We start from the raw sequence: 19,839 nt of genomic DNA, 5'->3' as shown, positions 1-19,839 counted from the left end.
CCCTTGAGGCGCGCGCGATGAAGTTCAAGGTGTTGATCGTCGAGGACTCCAAGGTGTCGCGCGAGCACATCGCCGCGACCGTGGAGGCCGTGGACGGCGTCGAGGCCGTCACCACCGCCAGCGGCTTCGAGGCGCTGAAGCTGCTGCCGCGTCAGCGCTTCGACCTGATCATCACCGACATCAACATGCCCGACATCAACGGGCTGGAACTCATCAACTTCGTCAAGAAGAACCCCAACTACCGGGACGTGCCGCTCATCATCGTCACCACCGAGGGGCGTGAGCAGGACCGTTCGCGGGGCATGGCGCTGGGCGCTGCTGGCTACCTGGTGAAGCCGTTCCAGCCGGCGGACCTGGAGGCGCTCCTGCGGCGCTTCCTGAAGCCTCTGTGACGCCTGGGGGCAAGGCGCTGGCGGAGTTCGTCGCCGAGGCCACCGAAATCCTGGATGCGCTGGGCCGCGACCTGCTGGCCCTGGACGAGGCGCGGGGCCTGGAGGCGGACCCCGAGCACATCAACGGCATCTTCCGCGCGGCGCACTCGCTCAAGGGCCTGTCGGGCCTCTTCGGCCAGGAGCGCATCACCCAGCTGGCGCACGCGGCGGAGGACCTGCTGGACCGCCTTCGGCTGGGCCGGCTGACGCTGGATGACCAGGTCCTGGACACGCTGGTGGACGCGCTGGACACGTTCCAGGCGCTGCTCGGGGAGGCGTCCCGGAGCGAGGAGGGCCCCGAGCTCTCCCAGCGCACCCGCGACATGGAGGACCGCATGGCGCGGCTGGGTTCGCCCCCGCCCGCCGTGGAAGAGGATCCGCTGGAGCGGCTGGAGCTGGACGCGACGGTGCGCGCCGTCTTCACCGAGTACGAAGAACACCGGCTGCGCGAGAACGTGCGGCGCGGGGTGGCGCTGTGGCGGGTGCGTGCGGCGTTCGACCTCACGGACTTCGACCAGGGACTCGCGGACCTGAACGCGCGCCTCAAGCCCCTGGGCGAGGTCATCAGCACGCTGCCCTCGTCGCGGCCGGGCGGCTCCACCGGCATCGCGTTCGATCTCATCTTCGGCGCGAAGGTGGGCGCGCAAGCACTGGAGGACGGCCTCCGGGGCACGCCCGCGGAGCTGGCGCCGCTGTCCGTCCGGCCGCCGGAATCGGGCTCGACGGGGCCCTCGTTCGACGTGCCTCGGCCACGCGATGCCGCGACCGTGCGCGAGGACGTCGAGGTGCTGCCTCCGGAGGACGGGGACGCGGAGGGGCCGGTGGAGACCCGAGGCCTCGCGACCGTGCCCGCGCACCCGGGGGCAAGTCCTCCGCGCATCCGGGCGGTGTCACCTCCGGCCACTGTGGTGGGGCTCCAGGCCGCCGCGTCCGCGCCCCTCTCCGCGGGCCGTCCCAAGGCGGAAGAGACGTCCCTGCGCTCGCTCACGCAGACGGTGCGCGTGGACATCGGGCGGCTGGACGGGCTCATCAACATGGTGGGCGAGCTGCTGCTCATCAAGGCCAACCTCCAGCGGCTGGCGGAGACGTCCCGGCAGGACGGCACCGTCGCGCTGTCCAAGCTCTTCGGCCAGGAGCTGTCGCGGGAGACGCGGCAGCTGGAGCGCAAGCTGGAGGCGCTCCAGGAGGGGCTGCTCGAAGCGCGCATGGTCCCGGTGGGCCAGGTCTTCGACAAGCTGGCGCGGCTGGTGCGGAAGATTGCCCGCGAGGCCGGCAAGGAGATCGACTTCGTCAGCTCCGGCGGCGAGGTGGAGCTCGACAAGCTCATCGTGGAGGAGCTCAGCGACCCGCTGATGCACCTCATCCGCAACGCCATCGACCACGGCGCGGAGGGCCCGGAGTCGCGGCTGTCCACAGGCAAGCCCCGGCGCGCGACGGTCCGGCTGCGCGCGGAGCAGAAGGGCAACCACGTCGTCATCAGCGTGTCCGACGACGGCTCGGGCATCGACGAGGTGCGCGTGCGCGAGGTGGCGCTGTCGCGTGGGCTCGTCACGCCGTCCCAGGTCAGTGAGATGACGCGGCGCGAGCTGCTCAACCTCATCTTCCTGCCGGGCTTCTCCACCCGCTCCAGCGTCAGCGCGCTCTCCGGAAGAGGCGTGGGCCTGGACGTGGTGAAGAACAACCTGGGCAACCTCTCCGGCATCATCGACGTGTGGAGCGAGCGCGGGAAGGGCACGGCCTTCCACCTGACGCTGCCGGTGACGCTGGCCATCGTGCGCGCGCTGGTGGTGGGCGTCAGCGGCCGCACCTACGCGGTGCCGCTCAACAGCGTCCTGGAGATCCTCTCCGTGCAGCCGCGCGACATCCGCACCGTGGAGCGGCGCGAGGTGCTGGACCTGCGCGGCCAGACGCTGCCCTTCTTGCGGCTGGGGCGCCTGTTCCACCTGCCGGAGCGCGAGGTGAACCGCCACTTCGTCGTCGTGGTGGGGCTGGCGCAGCAGCGGCTGGGCATCGCGGTGGACGAGCTCTTCGGCCAGCAGGACATCGTCACCAAGCCCCTGGGCGGCCGGCTGAGCCGCGTGAAGGGCATCTCCGGCGCCACCGACCTGGGCAACCGCCGCACCGTCCTGGTTCTGGATGTCGCGGAACTCCTGGAAGAGGGCATCGCGCAGGAGCGGCGCCGCGCTTGAGGCGTCCACGCCGGGGGCTGCTATCCTCCCGGGCGTGTCCCGTTTCGAAGCCCTGCTCGACGCGTTCTTCTACCGCCCGGACGAGGACGTCGGCGGCCTGCTGGACTTCGCCGCGGGCAGTGACGACCTGGCGCAGCCGCTGCTGGAGGAGGAGCCCGTCGAGTACCTGGCCTTCCGCCTGGAGGCGGAGTGCTACGCGGTGCCCATCCTCGCGGTGAGGGAGATCTGCAAGGTGCCGCTGCTCACGGAGATTCCGCGCGCGGAGCCGCAGCTGTTGGGCGTGATGAACCTGCGCGGGGAGTTGTTGCCCGTCTACGACGTGAAGCTGCGGCTGCGGCTGGCGGACGTGCCTCCGCTGGTGGCGGGGCCGGACGCGGGCCTGCCACCCCGGGCCTCGCGCATCCTGGTGCTCAAGACGGAGGACGGGCCCGCGGGCGTATGGGTGGACTCGGTGGCGGGCGTGGTGCGGCTCAAGCCGTCCATGGTGGAGCTGTCGCCCGCGGGGCTGCGTGGAGACCGGGACTGCGTGGCGGGGTTGGGGCGCAAGGGCTCGCAGCTCTACATCCTGTTGGATCCGGAGCAGGCGCTCGCCCCATGACGGACCCCGTGAACCTGATGGTCCGCCGACCGCGCGGCGAGAAGACCTCCGAGACGCCCTCGGCCGAGGTGCAGCTGTGCGCCTTCTTCGTGGGCAACGAGGAGTACGTGCTGGACATCATGCGAGTGGAGGAGATCCTCCCGCCCCAGCGTGTGATTCCCATCCCGCACGCGCCCGCCTTCGTGGAGGGAGTGCTGCACCTGCGCGGCGCGATGCTGCCCGTGGTGGACCTGCGACGGCGCTTGCTGGGCGAGCCCGCACAGGAGACGCGGCGCACGCGCCTGCTCGTGTGCCGGCTGGGAACGCGGCGCGTGGTGACGCGGGTGGACCGCGTGGCGGAGGTGCTGCGCGTGCGCCGGGCTGACATCAAGCCCGCGCCGGCGCTCATGGCCGGGGGGCGCACGCCGTTCGTGGTGGGCGTGTGCGGACCGCCGGAGCGGCTGCGGTTGCTGCTGGACTTGAAGGCGCTCCTTCGCGCGGAGCTGGAGCGAGACTCCCGCCTGCCGCCCGCTGGCTGAGCGTCCTGGGCCTCTATTCCCTCTGGTTCTTCAGACAGAAGGGCTGGAACGCGGGGCCCCTGGCGCACTGAGTCGCATTCCACGCCGTGGACGCGAAGGGTGCGAAGGTGAACGTTTCCATCCAGCGCCGGGCTGCCCTCCGGCGCGGGGAGCGCCTGGGGAGGAGGGCTGACGGGGCCTCGTGGGACGCGACTCCCCCGGCGGCTTCGAGCAGGATGTGGCCATCCCGAGCAACACGAACCCCGAAGGAGGACGGCGGATGAGCGACACGGTGCGGTCCCCCGCGGGGCAGGAAGAAGCGCGGTACCGGGCGCTGCAGGCGGTGGATCCGCGCGCGCCCGGAGCCCTGGAGACCTTCACCACCGGCCTGCATGACGAGAGCTGGCGCGTGCGCCACGCGGCGGCGGAAGGACTGCGCCACGTACCGGATGCGCCGGGAGTCACCGCGCGGCTCATCTCCGTTCTGGGCAGGCGCGGCGAGACGGGCGCGCGCAACGCGGCGGCCGAGGCGCTGGCCGGAATGGGGCCGGTGGCAATCCCGCCGCTGGTGCACCTGCTGGAGCACGAGGATCCGGATCAGCGAAAGCTGGCGGCGGACATCCTGGGCCAGCTGGGCCGCCCGGAGGTGGAGGACGTACTCCTGCGCGCGCTCTCCGACGACGACCTCAACGTGCGCGTGTCGGCCGCGGAGGCGCTGGGCCGGATGGGCGGAGATGCCGCGGCGCGGGCGCTGGAAGGCCTGCTGGACGCGCCCGCGCCCCTGTTGCGGCTGGCCGCGCTGGAGGGGCTCGCGTCGCTCAAGCGCGCGCCCCCGTTGGAGCGGGTGATGGCGCTGGTGGAGGACCCGGGGGTGCAGCGCAGCGCCCTGCGGCTCCTCGGCCTGTACCCCCCGGGCGTGGCCACGGAGCGCATCTGTCGGGCGCTGGGGTCGCCGGTGCGCTCGGTGCGCGAGGCGGCGCTCGTCGCGCTGGGGAAACAGGCTGTGGGGCTGGGCCCGTACGAGCGTGGTGAGCTGGATGCCGTGGCGCGCTCGGTGCTGAGCGGCATCCCGGGCGTGACGGCGCATGTGGCGGAGGCCCTGGACGGCGACGACGTCCGGGTGCGGGCCGGCGCGCTGGTGGCGGCCGGCGCGCTGGGCGAAGCGTCGCTGGCAGTGGCGGTGGCGGAGGTGGCGCGCGAGGACCGGCTGTTGCGCGAGGTGCTCTTCACGCTGGGCCAATTGGGGCCGGAGGGCCGGCGTCTGCTGCTCGGGAGCATGGGCACGCTGTCGCTGCCCGCGCGCACGGTGGCGGCCGAGGCGCTGGTGCTGCTGGTGGACTCGACGTCGGTGCCGGAGCTGTGCGCGCTCCTGGAGTGGGCGGAGGACGACCTGCGCGCGGTGGTGGTGCGTGCGCTGGGGCGCACGCACTCTCCGGACGCCGTGACGCCGCTGGTGGAGCTGCTCTCGGACCCCTCGCTGTCGGGCATGGCGGCGCGAGCGCTGGAGCAGCTGACGGTGGCCCATCCGCTGGCCGCGCTGGCCGCGCTGGAGGCGGCGGTGGAGCAGCGCACGACGCCCGCGGCGGTGGCGGTGCTGGGCCGGCTGGGCGGGGCGAGGGTGTTGCCCGTGCTGCGGCGGATTGCTCGCGATGAAGACGCTTCCTGGCGCGCGGCGGCGGTGGAGGCCGCGGGCCGGGCGGACGGCGAGGCCGGCCTGGAGCTGGCGCGAGGTGCGCTGGCGGATGAGTCCCCCAAGGTGCGCATCGCCGCGGTGCGCTCCCTGGGGCAGCAGGGCGGCAGGGAGGCCGCGACGTTCCTGGGGCTCGCGCTGAAGGACGAGGACCGCGGCGTGCGCGTGGCCGCGGTGGAGGCCGTGGGCGCGGCGGGCGCGAAGGAGCGCTCCCCGGACCTGGAGGCCCTGGTGCGCCACGGCGATGGTGCGCTCGCGATGCTGGCGGTGCGCGCGCTGACGAAGCTGGGCACTGTGGGCGCGGGCGTGCTGTGGGACGCGCTCAGCCATCACGACGCGGAGGTGGTGAAGGCGGCGTTGGCGGCGCTGGGGTCGGCGGAGGCCTCGGCGGATGGGGCGGCGCTGGCGGTGTCGCTCCTGGGCCATCCCCGCTGGGACGTGCGGGCGACCGCGGCGCGCGTGCTGGGCGGGCTGGGGCGGCCGGAGTGCCTGCCCGCGCTCGAGCAGGCGATGGCGGTGGAGCAGGACGCGCTGGCCCAGGTGGCGCTGGCGGAAGCGGTCGTCCTGTTGTCGGGGCGCTGAGGGGAGGACTCGGATGCCACGCTTCGACGAGGGCCGCCCGGAGATGACGCTGGAGGAGTTCCGGCTGCTGCGCGACCACGTCTACGCGCACTGCGGAATCCTCATCCACGAGAACATGAAGTTCGTGATGGAGCGCCGGCTGTGGCCCCGGCTGGAGGCGCTGGGGATCCAGGACTTCGGCTCCTACCACCGCTACCTGCGCTACGACGCCCAGCGCAGCGCGGAGCTGGAAGCAGCGGTGGAGTCCCTCACCACGCACGAGACGTACTTCTTCCGCGAACCCGCGCAGCTCAAGGCCTTTTGCGAGGAGCTGCTCCCCATCCTGGAGAAGCGCAACGCGCACACGCGGCGGCTGCGGCTGTGGTCGGCGGGGTGTTCCTCCGGTGAGGAGGCGTACACGCTGGCCATGCTGCTCAAGGAGAGCGGCCGCTTCAACGACTGGGACGTGGAGGTCCTGGGCACGGACCTGTCCCGCCGCGTGCTGGCCGTGGCCCGCCGCGCCGAGTACGGCCCCAGCGCCCTGCGCGCGACGCCGCCGGACCTGCTGGAGCGCTACTTCGTGCCGGTGGGGGTGAACCGCGTCCGCGTGCGCGACGACGTGAAGGCGTGGGTGAACTTCGGTCACCACAACCTGTCGGACGTGGCGGGCAGCCAGCTGGTGCCGCGCTCGGACGTCGTCTTCTGCCGCAACGTGATGATCTACTTCGACCTGGCCGCGCGCCGCCGCGTGCTGGGCGTCATCCGCGACCGGCTCTGTCCCGGGGGCTACCTGCTCCTGGGACACGCGGAGAACCTGCTCAGCCTGGGCGCGGACTTCGAACTGGTGCACCTGAAGGGCGACCTCGTCTACCGCCGGCCCGAGCTTCCGGGCGGGGAGGGCCGCTGATGGGACGCCCGCTCACGGTGCTCGTCATCGACGACTCGGCCACCAACCGCCGCACGCTCACCACGCTGCTGGAGTCCTCCGCGGAGGTGATGGTGCTGGACTGGGCCCAGGACGGCGAGGAGGGGCTCAAGAAGGTCCTGGACCTGAAGCCCGACGTGGTGACGCTGGACCTGGAGATGCCCCGGCTGGGAGGCCACACGTTCCTGCGGCTGCTCATGCGCGCGGCGCCCACGCCCGTCATCGTCATCTCCAGCTACGCGCACCGCTCGGACGTGGGCAAGGCGCTGGAGCTGGGCGCGTTCGACTTCATCGCCAAGCCGCCCCAGGTCACGCCGGCGGCGCTGGAGCACCTGCGGCGCGAGCTCATCGACAAGGTGCTCGCGGCGCGCCACGTGAAGCCCGGGGGACGCCACGGAGCCGCGCTGCGCGGCGTCTTGCTGTCGGGGGAGGTGCCGCAGATCATCGCCGTGGGCGCGTCCACGGGCGGGCCTCCCGCGGTGCAGCGGCTCCTGGAGGGACTGGCCACGGAACCAACCGTCAGCGTGCTGGTGGGCCAGCACATGCCATCGCAGTTCACCAAGGCCTTCGCGGAGCGGTTGGACCGCATCGGTCCCTTCACGGTGAGGGAGGCGTGCGAGGGCGACGTGGTGAAGCCGGGCCACGTCTACATCGCGCCGGGAGGCCGCCACCTGTTGCTGTCGGACCGCACCGGGCGACTGGAGCTGCGCACGCCGTCGCCGGTGCCCGCGGACAAGTACGCACCGTCGGTGGACCGGCTCTTCGAGAGCGCGGCGGACGTGCTGGGTCCGCGCGCGGTGGCGGTGGTGCTGACGGGGATGGGAGCGGACGGGGCGCAGGGCGTGCGCGCGGTCCGCCGCGAGGGCGGCGAGACGTGGGCCGAGTCCGAGGACACGGCGGTGGTGTACGGCATGCCCAAGGAGGCCATCGCCACGGGCGCGGTGAGCCGGGTGCTGGCCCTGGACGCCATCGGGACGGAGCTGGCCGCGCTGGTGCGCCGCCGACGGCAGTCCGGCGGGCAGTGAATCGCTGGCTGCATGACAGCCGCCGCACAATCCCGGGCCGGACGGCGCGCGGGTGCTAGGCTGGTGTCCATGTCGCAGCAGATCCGCGCGCTGGTGGTGGATGACTCGCAGGCCATGCGCCGCAGCATCATGTACGCGCTCCAGCGCCTGGCCGGCGTGGTCTGCATCGAGGCACAGGACGGCGTGGATGGGCTGAAGAAGCTCTCCACGCAGGGCCGCTTCGACCTGGTGATGACGGACATCAACATGCCGTTGATGGACGGGCTGAAGCTCATCCACCACATCCGCCAGACGGAAGAGCACCGGGCGGTGCCCATCGTCGTGGTGACGACGGAGGGCGCGGCGGCGGACCGCGAGCGGGCCATGGCGCTGGGGGCCACGGCCTACCTGGTGAAGCCCGTGCAGGCCCGCGTGGTGCTGGACACGGTGAAGGAACTGTTGAAGCTCGGCTGAGCTTCGACAGGAATCCCAAGGGCACGCATGGAACCGGCGCTGGACGTCGAAGGGCTGGAGAAGACGTACGGCGCGGTGCGGGCGGTGCGCGGCCTGTCCTTCCAGGTGGCACCGGGCGAGGTGCTGGGACTGGTGGGGCCCAACGGCGCGGGCAAGACGTCCACGCTGCGGTGCCTGGCCGGCATCCTTCCGCCCTCCGAGGGGCGTGTGCGGGTGGCGGGCTTCGACGTGGCGCAGGCGCCGGTGGAGGCGAAGCGCCAGCTGGCCTTCCTCCCGGACGAGCCGCGCTTCTTCGAGTACCTCACCGTCTGGGAGCACCTGAACTTCACCGCGCGCCTCTACGGCGTGGAGGACTGGGAGGAGCGGGGCCGCGCGCTCCTGGCGGAGATGGAGCTCACGGGCCGGGAGAAGTCGCTGCCGGGCGAGCTGTCGCGGGGCATGAAGCAGAAGCTGTCCATCGCGTGCGGCTTCCTGCACCAGCCCCGGCTCATCCTCCTGGATGAACCGCTGACGGGGTTGGATCCGCTGGGCATCCGCCGCATGAAGGCCTCGCTGCGCCGCCGCTCGGAGGAGGGCACGGCGCTGGTGCTGTCGTCGCACCTGCTCCCGCTGGTGGAGGAGCTGTGCCACCGGCTGCTCGTCATCGCCGGAGGGCGCGCGGTGGCGCTGGGTTCGCTGGCGGAGATCCGCGAGCAGATGGCGGGTGGAGCCGGGGACGGCGCGTCGCTGGAGGAGCTGTTCGTGCGCATCACCAGCGCGGCGTCGGAGGAGGCGGGAGCGCGGGGGAACGAACCGGCGTGAGCTTCCCGAGCGCGGTGGCGTTCCTCTGGGTGAGGACGTGGCGCAACCGGGTGGTGCGCCAGGTGCAGCGGCTGAAGCGTCCGCGCTACCTCCTGGGCGCGCTGGTGGGGCTCGCGTACCTGTATTCGCTGGTGGGGCGCAGCGTCTTCGTGCAGGGCACGGGCCGCGCGGTGTCGCCCAACGCGAGGCTGTTCGCGGAGTTCTCGCTGGAGGTCTCCGTGCTGGGCACGCTGGTGACGGCGTGGGTGCTGGGCGCGGACCGGCCCGCGCTGACCTTCACGCAGACGGAGGTGCAGACCTTCTTCGCCGCGCCCGTCACGCGCAAGGCGCTCCTGCACTACAAGCTGCTGCGCGGCCTCTTGAGCGCGATGCTCGCGGCGCTGGCGGCGACCCTCTTCGTGGGGCGCTTCACCAGCCCCCGCCCGGTGCTCTTCTTCCTGGGCGCGGCGCTGGCCATGGGGACGCTCTACCTGCACGGCACGGCGGCGTCCTTCGTGCGCGCGTGGCTCGTGTCTCAAGGCCGCTGGGGCAGCGTGGTGCGGTGGGCGATCGTGGCGGTCGTCATGGTCGCGGGGATGGGCGCGCTGCTGTCCACGCTGAGCGACCACCCGCTGCCGGAGAACCTCTCCACGCCCTTCGCCGTACGCGAGTGGTTGCGCGACGTGCTCAACGCCCCCGGGCCCCGAGCGGTGCTGTGGCCGGGCCGGGCGCTGGTGGCCCCCGCGATGGCGCGAAGCTGGGAGGGCTTCCTGCGCTACCTGCCCGCGTCGCTGGCGCTGCTGGTGGCGCACTACGCCTGGGTGCTCGCGGTGGAGGTTCCCTTCGAGGACTCCGCGGTGGCCGGGGCGGAAGCGCGGACGCGGCGGCGGGCACAGCGGGCCGCGCGCTCGGGCAATCTGCGCGTGGGCCGGGTGCCCTTCGTGCTGAAGGCCCGGGGGCGTCCAGAGGTCGCGCTCCTGTGGAAGAACCTCATCGCGCGCAGGCGCATGGGCAGCGGGCTGGCGATGCTGCTGTCCTTCGGGGTGCTGGGCGCCGTGTTCGCGCTGGTGATGGGGGACACGCGGCTGTTCTCCAACAGCCGTGAGTTCCTGGGGCCCATGGCGCTGATGGTCGCGGTGGCCATGGCCGTGATTGGCCCGAGCGCGTTCCGCACCGACCTGCGCATGGACCTGCCGAAGCTGGAGCTCCTGCGCGCGCTGCCGCTCACGGGGCGGCAGGTGGTGGGCGCGGAGCTGGCGGCGTCCGCGCTGACGTTGGGTGTGGCGCAGTGGGTGATGTTGCTCGTGGCGCTGGTGCTGGGGGTGGGCGCGGACGACGTGACGCTCGCGCCATGGTCCACGCCGGTGGTGCTGGGCCTCTTGTCGGTGTTGCCGGCGCTGGGCCTGGCGGGGCTGTTCGTGCAGAACGCGGCGGTGGTGCTGCTGCCCGCGTGGATTCCGGCGGACTCCGAGCGGGCACGCGGCGTGGAGGCGCTGGGCCAGCGGCTGCTCACGCTGGTGGGCACGCTGGTGGTGACGTTCCTGGGACTGTTGCCGGCCGCCGTCATAGCCCTCCTCGTGGGCTATCCGCTGTTCACTGTCATGGGGCGCTGGGCGGTTCCGCTCGCGGGGTTGGCGGCGGCGGGAGCACTCTTCGCGGAGGTGGCGCTGGGCGTCGCCGTCCTGGGCCGCGCCTTCGAGCGGCTGGACGTGTCGGAAGAACAGTCGAACGAAGCGTGAACGCGAGCACGAAGGGAGCATCTCCATGAAGGTCGGCTTCATCGGGTTGGGGAACATGGGCACACCCATGGCGAAGAACCTGGCCGGCGCGGGCCATGAGCTCGTTGTCTGGAACCGCACCGCCTCCAAGGCGGATCCGCTGAAGCAGCAGGGCGCGCGCGTGGCGAAGACGCCCGCGGAGGCTGCCCGCGACGCGGAGGTCGTCGTGTCCATGCTCGCGGACGACCACGCCGCGGAAGAAGCAGTGCTGGGGAAGGACGGCATCGTCAGCGCCCTGCCGAAGAACGCCATCCATGTCTCCTCCAGCACCATCTCCGTCGCGTTGTCGGAGCGGCTGACGAAGGCGCACACGGACGCGGGACAGGGCTACGTCTCCGCTCCCGTCTTCGGCCGGCCAGAAGCCGCCGCGGGCAAGCAGCTCTGGGTCGTCGCCGCCGGCCCGAAGGCGCAGATGGAGCGCGTGCGTCCGGTGCTCACGGCCCTGGGGCGGGGCCTCACGGAGCTGGGAGAACGGCCGTCCGCCGCGAACACGGTGAAGCTGTCCGGCAACTTCCTCATCGCGTCGATGATGGAAGCGCTGTCGGAGTCCTTCGCGCTCGCGGAGAAGTGCGGCGTGGAGCGCGCCGCGTTCCTGGACGTCTTCAAGTCCGTCTTCGCCAAGGCGCCCATCTTCGAGAACTACGCGGGCGCCATCGCGAAGGGGCAGTACACGCCCGCGGGCTTCGCGCTGCGCCTGGGCCTCAAGGACGTGACGCTGGCGCTCGAAGCGGGAAGGGCGGCGGAGGTGCCGCTGCCACTCGCGAGCCTGCTGCGAGACCACTTCCTCACCGGCGTCGCCCAGGGGCGCGGCGATGAGGACTGGTCCGCGCTCGGCGCGCTCGCGCAGGAGCGCGCCGGCATCACGAAGAAGACCTGAGACTATTCCTTCTTCTTGCGCAGCACCTCCGCGGGATGGTTGCGGCGATCGGGTCCAAGGAAGACGGACAGGACCATCACCAGGGGATTGGGCAGGACGACAAGGATGAGGATGAGGACGAGCCGGCAGGCGCGAATGCACCTGCGCAGGCCCGCCTTGAGGACGCGCCAGAGGGCACGTCCCGCACGCGAGAGCGACGGCATGGAGGACTCCAGGAACCGGGTGGACTTCCAGGGACGGACCTCTGGAAGCCCTCAGTTCAGGAGTGCGCGATGCAGCAGGAAGTAGCGGTGCGGTGGCCCCGGGAGCCGCGAGGCCCGCGCCACGCCGCCATGCGACGTGCTGGCATGGACACGCGAAGGCCATGACGACGGCAGGGACGCTTCGGTCCGGGCGGGTGCCTCCGCCTGGTGCCGGACCTCGGGAGCGCGCCGCTCGACGAGGACCGCGACCGCCGCCTGGGGCCCTGGCAGCGAATGCGCGGAGGCACCGGCGCCCAGCGCCAGCGCGACGCACGCCAGCGCGAGCCTCAGCCAGCGAGCCACCTGATGCGGGTGCCAGGACACGGTGCCCAACGTAGCCAGGGCATCGCGCCGGTCAATCCTGCCCCGAAAAGAAAGGGCCTCCAGTGGACGCGCCACGGGAGGCCCTTGCTGACTTCACTGCGCGGTGGCGCGGACTAGAACGTGGCGGAGCCCGGCACGCGCGGGTAGGGGATGGCGTCGCGGATGTTCTGCAGGCCGCAGATGTAGACGATGAGCCGCTCGAACCCCAGGCCGAAGCCCGCGTGCGGCACCGTGCCGTAGCGGCGCAGGTCGCGGTACCACTGGTAGTGCGCGGGATCGAGGCCGAACTTCCTCATGCGCGCGTCCAGCACGTCCAGGCGCTCCTCGCGCTGGCTGCCGCCGATGATCTCCCCAATGCCCGGGGCGAGCACGTCCATGGCGGCCACGGTCTTCCCGTCCTCGTTGATGCGCATGTAGAAGGCCTTGATGGCCTCTGGGTAGTTCATCACCACCACGGGCCGGCCCACGTGCTCCTCGGTGAGGTAGCGCTCGTGCTCCGTCTGGAGGTCCTTGCCCCACTCCGGCGCGTACTCGAACTTCTTCTTCGCCTTCTGGAGGATGGAGACGGCGTCCGTGTAGTCGATGCGCTCGAAGCTGGAGCCGATGAACTTCTCCATCCGCTCCGTGACGCCCTTCTGCTGGCGCTCCTCGAAGAACTTCATGTCCGGCGCGCACTCATCCAGCACGGCCTTGAACACGTACTTGAGGAACCGCTCCGCCAGCAGCGCGTCCTCGTTGAGGTCCGCGAAGGCGATCTCCGGCTCAATCATCCAGAACTCGGCCAGGTGCCGCGTGGTGTTGCTGTTCTCCGCGCGGAACGTGGGGCCGAACGTGTAGACCTTCGACATCGCGAGGCAGTACGCCTCCACGTTCAGCTGTCCGGACACGGTGAGGTAGGCCTCCTTGCCGAAGAAGTCCTTGCCCCAGTCGATCTTCCCGTTCTCACCCCGCGGCGGGTTGTGCGCGTCCAGCGTGGACACGCGGAACATCTGCCCCGCGCCCTCCGCGTCGCTCGCGGTGATGATGGGCGTGTTCACCCAGCAGAAGCCTTCCGAGTGGAAGAAGCGGTGCACCGCCTGCGCCGCCGCGTTGCGCACGCGGGTGATGGCCCCGAAGGTGTTGGTGCGCACGCGCAGGTGCGCCACCTCCCGCAGGAACTCCAGCGAGTGCTGCTTCGGCTGGATGGGGTAGGTGTCCGGGTCGTCCACCAGACCCAGCACCTGCACCTCGTCCGCCTGAATCTCGAAGGCCTGACCCTTGCCCTGGGACTGCACCAGCGTGCCCCGGCAGATGACGGAGGCGCCCGCGGTGAGGTGCAGGATTTCCTTCTCGTAGTTGGGCAGCGAATTGGGCGCGACGACCTGGATGGGGTCGAAGACCGACCCGTCGCTCACGTTCACGAAGCTGATGCCCGCCTTGGAGTCGCGGCGCGTCCGCACCCAGCCGCGCACCTCCACCTTCGAGCCCGCTTCGACGGCCCCCGACAGGGCCTTCTTCACACTCACGACCTGCATGGTGCTCTCCCTCTGCTCCAGACCGGGAAGGCGAGTTAGTCGTGCCCGGCCCCAAGGGCAAGCACCGAGCGAAGCCTGGCCCTGGCCTGGGGCCTGCCGGGTCCCCGCCCATCCGGGTTTCCCGGTCAGGGCCCCGGGGCCGCCAGCCGTCCAGGCTTTCGACGCGCCAAGACTTGTTGCCCGCGTGTCCTACCTCCCGCTAAGAGACCGAGAAGCCATGGCGATGAACGAGCGTTACGAGCCGCAGTCGATTGAAGGAAAGTGGCAGACCCGCTGGGAGCAGGAGGGCCTCTTCCGGGCAGGCAGGCGCCCGGATGCCCCGAAGAAGTACGTCCTGGAGATGCTGCCGTACCCCAGTGGCCAGATGCACATGGGGCATGTGCGCAACTACCTCATCGGGGACGTCTACGCGCGCTACTACCAGATGCGCGGCTTCGACGTGCTGCACCCCATGGGCTGGGACGCCTTCGGCCTGCCGGCGGAGAACGCGGCCATCAAGGACGGCGTCCACCCGGCCATCCGCACCCGCGAGAACATCGAGTCGTTCAAGGCGGAGATCAAGACGCTCGGCTACAGCTACGACTGGACGCGCGAGGTCAACACCAGCCAGCCGGAGTACTACCGCTGGAACCAGTGGTTCTTCCTCCAGATGCTCGAGCGCGGGCTCGTCTATCGCCGCTTCAGCAAGGTGAACTGGTGTACCGGCTGTCACACCGTCATCGCCAACGAGCAGGTGAAGGACGGCCGCTGCGAGCGCTGCGACTCCGAGGTGCAGGACAAGGAGATGCCCGAGTGGGCGTTCCGCATCACGAAGTACTCGCAGGACCTGCTCGACGCGCTCGACACGCTCAAGGAGTGGCCGGACCGCATCACCTCCGCCCAGCGCAACTGGATTGGCCGCTCGGACGGCGCGGAGGTGGACTTCCGCGTGCAGGGGCATGACGCCGCCCTGCGCGTCTTCACCACCCGCGTGGACACGCTCTACGGCTGCACCTACGTGGTGCTCGCGCCGGACCACAAGCTCGTGGCCCAGGTGACGACGGCGGACCGCCGCGCGGACGTGGACGCGTTCGCGAAGAAGATGGCCGCCCAGAACAAGACGGAGCGGCTGGGCGAGGACGCGGAGAAGGAGGGCGTCTTCACCGGTGGCTACGCGCTGAATCCGGTGACGGGCCAGCCGGTGCCCATCTGGATCGCCAACTTCGTGGTGAGCGACTACGGCACCGGCGCGGTGATGAGCGTCCCGGCGCACGACGCGCGCGACTTCGCCTTCGCGCGCAAGTACTCGCTGCCCGTGCGCGTGGTCATCCAGCCGGCGTCCGGCGACAAGCTCGGCGCCGGGGAGACGCTCGACGCGGCGTACACGGAGGACGGCGTCCTCGTGGACTCCGGTGACTTCACCGGCATGCCTTCGGCCGAAGTGCGCGTGAAGCTGGCCGCGAAGCTGGAGTCGCAGGGGCAGGGCAAGGCCACGGTGACGTACCGCCAGAAGGACTGGGGCTTCAGCCGCCAGCGCTACTGGGGCACGCCCATCCCCATCGTCTACTGCGAGAAGTGCGACCCCGAGCGCAAGGGCATCCCCGTCCCGATGGAGCAGCTCCCGGTGCGGCTGCCGGACATCGACACGCAGGCGGTGCTCACCGGCAAGGGGGAGCCGCCGCTCGCGAAGGTGCCGGAGTTCGTCAACGCGACCTGCCCGAAGTGCGGCGGCGCCGCGCGCCGGGAGACGGAGACGATGGACACCTTCGTCGACTCCTGCTGGTACTTCGCGCGCTACCTGTCGCCGAAGTACGACGTGGCGCCCTTCGACCCGAAGGAGGGCCAGCGCTGGCTGCCGGTGGACATCTACGTGGGCGGCCCCGAGCACGGCGTGATGCACCTGCTCTACTTCCGCTTCTGGACCCGGGTGATGAAGCTCCTCGGCCTGTCCCCGGTGGACGAGCCTGTGACTCGGCTGATCACGCAGGGCATCGTCAACGGCGCGGATGGCCGGAAGATGGGCAAGCGCTACGGCAACGGCGTGGCGCCCAACACCATCGTGGCGAAGTACGGCGCGGACACCGCGCGCACCTACGTGCTCTTCGCGGGCCCGCCGGAGCGCGACTTCGACTGGTCCCACGAGCAGGTGGAGGGCGTGTTCCGCTTCCTCAAGCGCGTGTGGACGCTGGCCGCCACGCACCACGCGTCCTCGGCGGAGGCCACGTACTCGGGCCCCTATGAGGGCAAGGCGCTGGAGACGCGCCGCGCGGCCCACAAGTGCGTCAAGCGCGTGACGGAGGCCATCGAGCGCCTGTCCTTCAACACCGCCGTCGCGGGCGTCATGGAGTGCGTGAACGCGCTCTACGCGGTGGGCACGCCGGAGACGCCCGCGGAGAAGGCGGCGATGGGGGAGGCGGTGCGGCTGCTCGCGCGCATCCTCACGCCCCTCGCGCCGCACATCGCGGACGAGCTGGCGGAGGCCTACGGCGCGAAGGCGTCCACCGTCACGGAGTCCTGGCCGGAGTTCGACCCGGCGCTGGTGGTGGACGACGTGATTCCGTACGCCGTGCAGGTGAACGGCAAGCTGCGCGCGGAGGTGCGCGTGGCGGCGGACGCGGGCGAGGCGGATGTGCGCGCGGCGGCGGAGGCGGACGACAAGGTGAAGGCCGCCCTCGAAGGCAAGACGCTGCGCAAGTTCGTCTTCGTCCCCAAGCGGCTGGTGAACTTCGTCGTCGGCTGACGGCGGGAGGGAGGGGCGGTGCCCGCGGAAGTGCTCGTCATGTGCTCCGCCTGCGGGCGCCCCCAGACGGCGGCCCGGCGCCGCTGTGCCTTCTGCAACGCGGAGCTGCCGGAGGCGCCCCTGCCGCCCCGGTCTCCCGAGGCTTCGGAGTCGCCCGCGCCGTTGCCGGGCGTCTCCCCTTTCGCGCTGGACCTGGGCAACCGACGCGCCCTGGCGGTGAACGACACGCAACTGTCGTTCCAGGGGCGCCCGGGCGGAGGCCCGACGCTCGAGGTGCCCTGGGCGAGGGTGCGGCGGCTGGAGTGGCGCACGCGGCCCTACTTCGAATCGCTGGGGCTGCTCGCCTTCACCGCGCTGGGCCTCTTCTGGGCGCCCACGCAGGCGGTGCGGATCATGGCCTTCATGGCGGGCGTCATCGGCCTGGGGCTCGCGGCGCTGTACCGCCACCATGGCCTCACGCTGGAGCTGGATGACGGCACGCGGATGCAGTGGCCGCTGGGCATGGCGCTGAAGGGCTCGGCCCGCGAGGCACGGCTCACCGCGGCCCGCGACACGCTGGCGGCTGCCGGACGCATGCGAGGAGTACCGCTGGCCGGCTCCGGCGCTTGAGGGAGCCCGCGCCGCGGGACAACGGGCCCGGTCTCGAAGCCGCGCCGCTGGCCGGCCCCGGCGCTTGACGGAGGATCGCGGCCGGGTAGGGTGCGCGCCCATGCGGCCCTCGAGGAGCGCGGTTCAGGCGGGTGCGGTGAAGGCGTTCCGGTGGGGCGTGGTGGCCGCGGCGATGCTGGGAGCCGGATGCGGCTACCGCTTCAGCCCGTGGGGCTCCGCGCTGCCGGAGGGCACGGGCCAGGTGTGCGCGCCCATCTTCGCCAACGAGACGCCGGAGCCCGCGCTGGAGAACCTCTTCACGCGCTACCTGAGGCAGCAGCTCATCCAAGCGGGCCGTCTGGCCAGCGCTCCGAACTGCACGTCCACGATTGAGGGGGCGGTGCTCAACGTCTGGGCCTCCCCGACCATCATCGGCAACAACTACCGCGTCTCCACCACGGTGCGGCTGCGCCTCGTCAAGGAGGGGCAGCTGCTCGGGGAGACGGTGGTGTCAGGGACTGAGGACTACCTCCAGGGACGCGGAAACGTCCTGGAAGCCGAGGCCAACCGTCAGGCCGCGCTGGCGCGCCTGGCGGAGTTGCTCATGCGCGACGGGTACGATCGGCTGGCCAGCACCTGGTGAGGACCGGGGAGCCCGGTCCTCAACACGCGGTGGTGCTACGGGATGACTAGGCCTTCTTCTTCGCGGCGGCCTTGGCCAGCCGGGAGATGCGGCGCGCGGCGGTGCGCTTGTGCAGGACGCCCTTGCTGGCCGCCTTGTTGAGGGACTTGGAAGCCGCCTTCAGCGAATCCGTCAACTTCGAACCGTCCTTGGAGGCAATGGCCTCGCGGGCGGACTTGACGGCGTCCTTCACGGACGTCCGGACATTCACGTTCCGGGCGCGGCGCTTCAGGGACTGGCGGTAACGCTTCTCTGCGGACTTGGTGTTCGCCAAGGCAATGCTCCAGCGGAAGGCAAGGCAAGGAAAAAGAGGGGCGGTCCTTACTGCGATGCCCCCGTTGCGTCAAGGCACGCGTGCGATCGCGATCAGGATTTCCAGTTCCGGAACCCCTGGGAGGCCTCCGGAATGCCTCCCGGGGGCCCCACCGACGCCTCACGCCGGAAGAATCATGCCGGAGGGGCGGCGTATTCCCACCGCAACCCGGCGGGATCCACGAACTGGAAGCCCGCCTCGGCGTTGGCGCACGGCACCAACCGCCCCGGATGGTGGGCCCGGAACAGCTCCAGGAGCCGGGCGACCCCCGAGGACGAGGGGGCCTCCAGGGTGAGGGCCACCGCGGACGCCGCCTGTCCCTGGACGCCCGGCATGAAGACGAGCCCCAGGCCCGCGCCCGTGTAGGCCGCCGTGCCATCCGTCGTCCGGGTGGGCGTCCAGCCCAGCCAGGAGGCCAGCTCGTCCCAGAAGGCCTTCTGGGCCGCCACGTCCGGCACCGCCAGGCGCAGGGTGGCCACGGAGGCGCGCGGCGGGTGGCTGGGCGGGGGCAGCGCCTTCTCCACGGCCTTCGCGGCCTGCCAGTGGCGCTCCATGTGCTCGAGCGTGGCGCCGCCAAAGGGGACGTTCTCCTCGTGCAGCTTCGCCTCGATGTACTGGAAGCGCGTGACGAAGCGGCGCGAGGCCATGCGCAGCGCGTCCTCCGCGGGCGTCTTCACGAAGCGCGCGAGGTTCGCGAGCGAGAACAAGACGTCCCCCAGCTCGTGCTCGATGGCGTCCCGGCCGCCTGACGCGATGGCCTCGTCCAGCTCGCGCAGCTCCTCGTCCAGCTTGCCGCGCACCCCGGCCAGGTCCGGCCAGTCGAAGCCGATGCGGCTGGCCTTCTCCGTCAGGCGCTCCGCGCGCAGCAGGGACGGGGCCGCGGTGGGCACGCCGTCCAGCACGGAGCCCGCGCGCCCGGTCTTCTTCTTGCGCTCCTCCGCCTTCAGCTGCGCCCAGTTGGCCAGCACCTGCTCGGCGCCGTTCACCTTCACCTGCTGATCCCCGAACACGTGCGGGTGCCGGCTGGTGATCTTGTCGCTGATCGCCGCGCAGACGTCCGCCATGGTGAACTCGCCCAGCTCCGCCGCCAGCTGCGCGTGGAAGACAATCTGGAAGAGCAGATCCCCCAGTTCTTCACACAGCGGGCGCCACGGGCCGCCGTCGGAGACGCGGTCCATTTCATCCAGGACCTCGAACGCCTCCTCGGTCAGGTAGGGGCGCAGCGAGCGCAGGTCCTGTTCGCGGTCCCACGGGCAGCCTCCCTCGGCCCGAAGAAGCCGCATGATCTCCACCAGTCGTTCCAGCTCGCTTCCAGGCGCCGCCATTCATTCACTCCCGAGCAATCCCCCCGCCACGGGATCCTGTAGCACGGGCGGAAGGCACCACATGATTTCGGATCGTCCAGCCTGTCGCCTATCATCGGACGTCCGGATGCTCCGCTCGTTCCTCGGCCTGTGTTGCAGCCTCGTGCTGCTTGTCCCCGCTCGCGCCCCTGCGTTGATGCAGGAGCCGCTCCTGCGCATCGAGGAGAAGGTCATCGAGCCGGAGCCGGACCCCAGCACCTTCCAGGCCACGGAGGATGATCCGGTGGAGGACACCGGCTCCGAGGAGGCCGACGAGCCGGTGTCCTCCACCGGATCATCCTCCGTGGCC

20 protein-coding genes are annotated in these 19,839 nt (G+C 71.3%); 15 read left to right on the top strand and 5 right to left on the bottom strand.

All coding sequences use genetic code 11. The features are described from left to right. The first annotated feature begins 17 nt into the window (after positions 1 to 17). The 11 genes from D7X99_RS25045 (at position 18) to D7X99_RS24995 (ending at position 11,804) form a co-directional block, all read left to right on the top strand. A complete protein-coding gene (locus D7X99_RS25045) occupies positions 18 to 392 on the top strand; it encodes a response regulator (protein WP_120567722.1) in 375 nt (124 codons plus the stop codon). Continuing rightward, on the top strand, positions 389 to 2,620 hold the full coding sequence (locus D7X99_RS25040) for a chemotaxis protein CheA (RefSeq protein ID WP_121779984.1): 2,232 nt from the start codon (positions 389 to 391) through the stop codon (positions 2,618 to 2,620). Before D7X99_RS25045 ends, D7X99_RS25040 begins: the two co-directional genes overlap by 4 nt. A 34-nt stretch (positions 2,621 to 2,654) precedes the next feature. After that, positions 2,655 to 3,218 (top strand): chemotaxis protein CheW, encoded by a 564-nt coding sequence (locus D7X99_RS25035; protein ID WP_120576288.1) that lies wholly within the window; start codon positions 2,655 to 2,657, stop codon positions 3,216 to 3,218. Further along, complete coding sequence (locus D7X99_RS25030) at positions 3,215 to 3,736, top strand: chemotaxis protein CheW (RefSeq protein WP_121779983.1); 522 nt, start codon at positions 3,215 to 3,217, stop codon at positions 3,734 to 3,736. Before D7X99_RS25035 ends, D7X99_RS25030 begins: the two co-directional genes overlap by 4 nt. 259 nt (positions 3,737 to 3,995) lie before the next feature. Then, positions 3,996 to 5,987 carry a HEAT repeat domain-containing protein gene (locus D7X99_RS25025; RefSeq protein ID WP_121780012.1) on the top strand — a complete coding sequence of 664 codons (1,992 nt, stop codon included), beginning with the start codon at positions 3,996 to 3,998 and terminating at the stop codon, positions 5,985 to 5,987. Between the two features lie 13 nt (positions 5,988 to 6,000). Further along, positions 6,001 to 6,873 carry a protein-glutamate O-methyltransferase CheR gene (locus D7X99_RS25020; RefSeq protein ID WP_169825898.1) on the top strand — a complete coding sequence of 291 codons (873 nt, stop codon included), beginning with the start codon at positions 6,001 to 6,003 and terminating at the stop codon, positions 6,871 to 6,873. Next, the gene (cheB, locus tag D7X99_RS25015) at positions 6,873 to 7,916 is read left to right on the top strand and encodes a chemotaxis-specific protein-glutamate methyltransferase CheB (protein ID WP_121779982.1); all 1,044 of its coding nucleotides are present in this window, start codon (positions 6,873 to 6,875) and stop codon (positions 7,914 to 7,916) included. Before D7X99_RS25020 ends, cheB begins: the two co-directional genes overlap by 1 nt. 69 nt (positions 7,917 to 7,985) lie before the next feature. After that, entirely contained in the window at positions 7,986 to 8,369 is a 384-nt protein-coding gene (locus D7X99_RS25010) for a response regulator (RefSeq protein ID WP_121779981.1), read from the top strand. 27 nt (positions 8,370 to 8,396) lie between these two features. Continuing rightward, positions 8,397 to 9,170, top strand: a complete 774-nt coding sequence (locus tag D7X99_RS25005; RefSeq protein WP_121779980.1) for an ABC transporter ATP-binding protein — start codon at positions 8,397 to 8,399, stop codon at positions 9,168 to 9,170. Next, entirely contained in the window at positions 9,167 to 10,888 is a 1,722-nt protein-coding gene (locus tag D7X99_RS25000) for a putative ABC exporter domain-containing protein (RefSeq protein ID WP_121779979.1), read from the top strand. Before D7X99_RS25005 ends, D7X99_RS25000 begins: the two co-directional genes overlap by 4 nt. A 25-nt stretch (positions 10,889 to 10,913) precedes the next feature. Next, positions 10,914 to 11,804, top strand: a complete 891-nt coding sequence (locus tag D7X99_RS24995) for an NAD(P)-dependent oxidoreductase (RefSeq protein WP_121779978.1) — start codon at positions 10,914 to 10,916, stop codon at positions 11,802 to 11,804. Positions 11,805 to 11,806: 2 nt separating this feature from the next. On the opposite strand, the gene D7X99_RS24990 is transcribed toward D7X99_RS24995, so the two are convergent. From D7X99_RS24990 to asnS, 3 genes are all read right to left on the bottom strand, one after another. After that, on the bottom strand, positions 11,807 to 12,007 hold the full coding sequence (locus tag D7X99_RS24990) for a hypothetical protein (RefSeq protein WP_121779977.1): 201 nt from the start codon (positions 12,005 to 12,007) through the stop codon (positions 11,807 to 11,809). Between the two features lie 51 nt (positions 12,008 to 12,058). Continuing rightward, positions 12,059 to 12,349, bottom strand: a complete 291-nt coding sequence (locus tag D7X99_RS24985) for a hypothetical protein (protein WP_147476254.1) — start codon at positions 12,347 to 12,349, stop codon at positions 12,059 to 12,061. A gap of 134 nt (positions 12,350 to 12,483) precedes the next feature. Then, on the bottom strand, positions 12,484 to 13,884 hold the full coding sequence (gene asnS / locus D7X99_RS24980) for an asparagine--tRNA ligase (RefSeq protein ID WP_121779975.1): 1,401 nt from the start codon (positions 13,882 to 13,884) through the stop codon (positions 12,484 to 12,486). A gap of 217 nt (positions 13,885 to 14,101) precedes the next feature. Between asnS and leuS the strand changes: the two genes are divergently transcribed. The 3 genes from leuS (at position 14,102) to lptE (ending at position 17,834) form a co-directional block, all read left to right on the top strand. Then, positions 14,102 to 16,603 (top strand): leucine--tRNA ligase, encoded by a 2,502-nt coding sequence (gene leuS / locus D7X99_RS24975; RefSeq protein WP_121779974.1) that lies wholly within the window; start codon positions 14,102 to 14,104, stop codon positions 16,601 to 16,603. Positions 16,604 to 16,621: 18 nt separating this feature from the next. Then, positions 16,622 to 17,212 (top strand): hypothetical protein, encoded by a 591-nt coding sequence (locus tag D7X99_RS24970; RefSeq protein WP_120576277.1) that lies wholly within the window; start codon positions 16,622 to 16,624, stop codon positions 17,210 to 17,212. Positions 17,213 to 17,312: 100 nt separating this feature from the next. Further along, positions 17,313 to 17,834, top strand: coding sequence for an LPS assembly lipoprotein LptE (gene lptE, locus D7X99_RS24965; protein ID WP_121779973.1), 522 nt, complete (start codon positions 17,313 to 17,315; stop codon positions 17,832 to 17,834). A gap of 46 nt (positions 17,835 to 17,880) precedes the next feature. Here lptE and rpsT read toward each other — a convergent pair whose 3' ends face one another. Then, positions 17,881 to 18,147 (bottom strand): 30S ribosomal protein S20, encoded by a 267-nt coding sequence (gene rpsT, locus D7X99_RS24960; RefSeq protein ID WP_120576275.1) that lies wholly within the window; start codon positions 18,145 to 18,147, stop codon positions 17,881 to 17,883. Between the two features lie 173 nt (positions 18,148 to 18,320). After that, the gene (mazG, locus tag D7X99_RS24955; RefSeq protein WP_121779972.1) at positions 18,321 to 19,511 is read right to left on the bottom strand and encodes a nucleoside triphosphate pyrophosphohydrolase; all 1,191 of its coding nucleotides are present in this window, start codon (positions 19,509 to 19,511) and stop codon (positions 18,321 to 18,323) included. A 106-nt stretch (positions 19,512 to 19,617) separates the two neighbouring features. Here mazG and D7X99_RS24950 point away from each other — a divergent pair. After that, the coding region (locus D7X99_RS24950; protein ID WP_147476253.1) for a hypothetical protein at positions 19,618 to 19,839 on the top strand (222 nt) is incomplete at its 3' end.

This window comes from Corallococcus sp. AB032C (assembly GCF_003668935.1).
In the GTDB taxonomy this organism is placed as follows: Bacteria; Myxococcota; Myxococcia; order Myxococcales; family Myxococcaceae; genus Corallococcus; species Corallococcus exiguus.
This window is presented reverse-complemented; position numbering and strand designations above follow the sequence as displayed.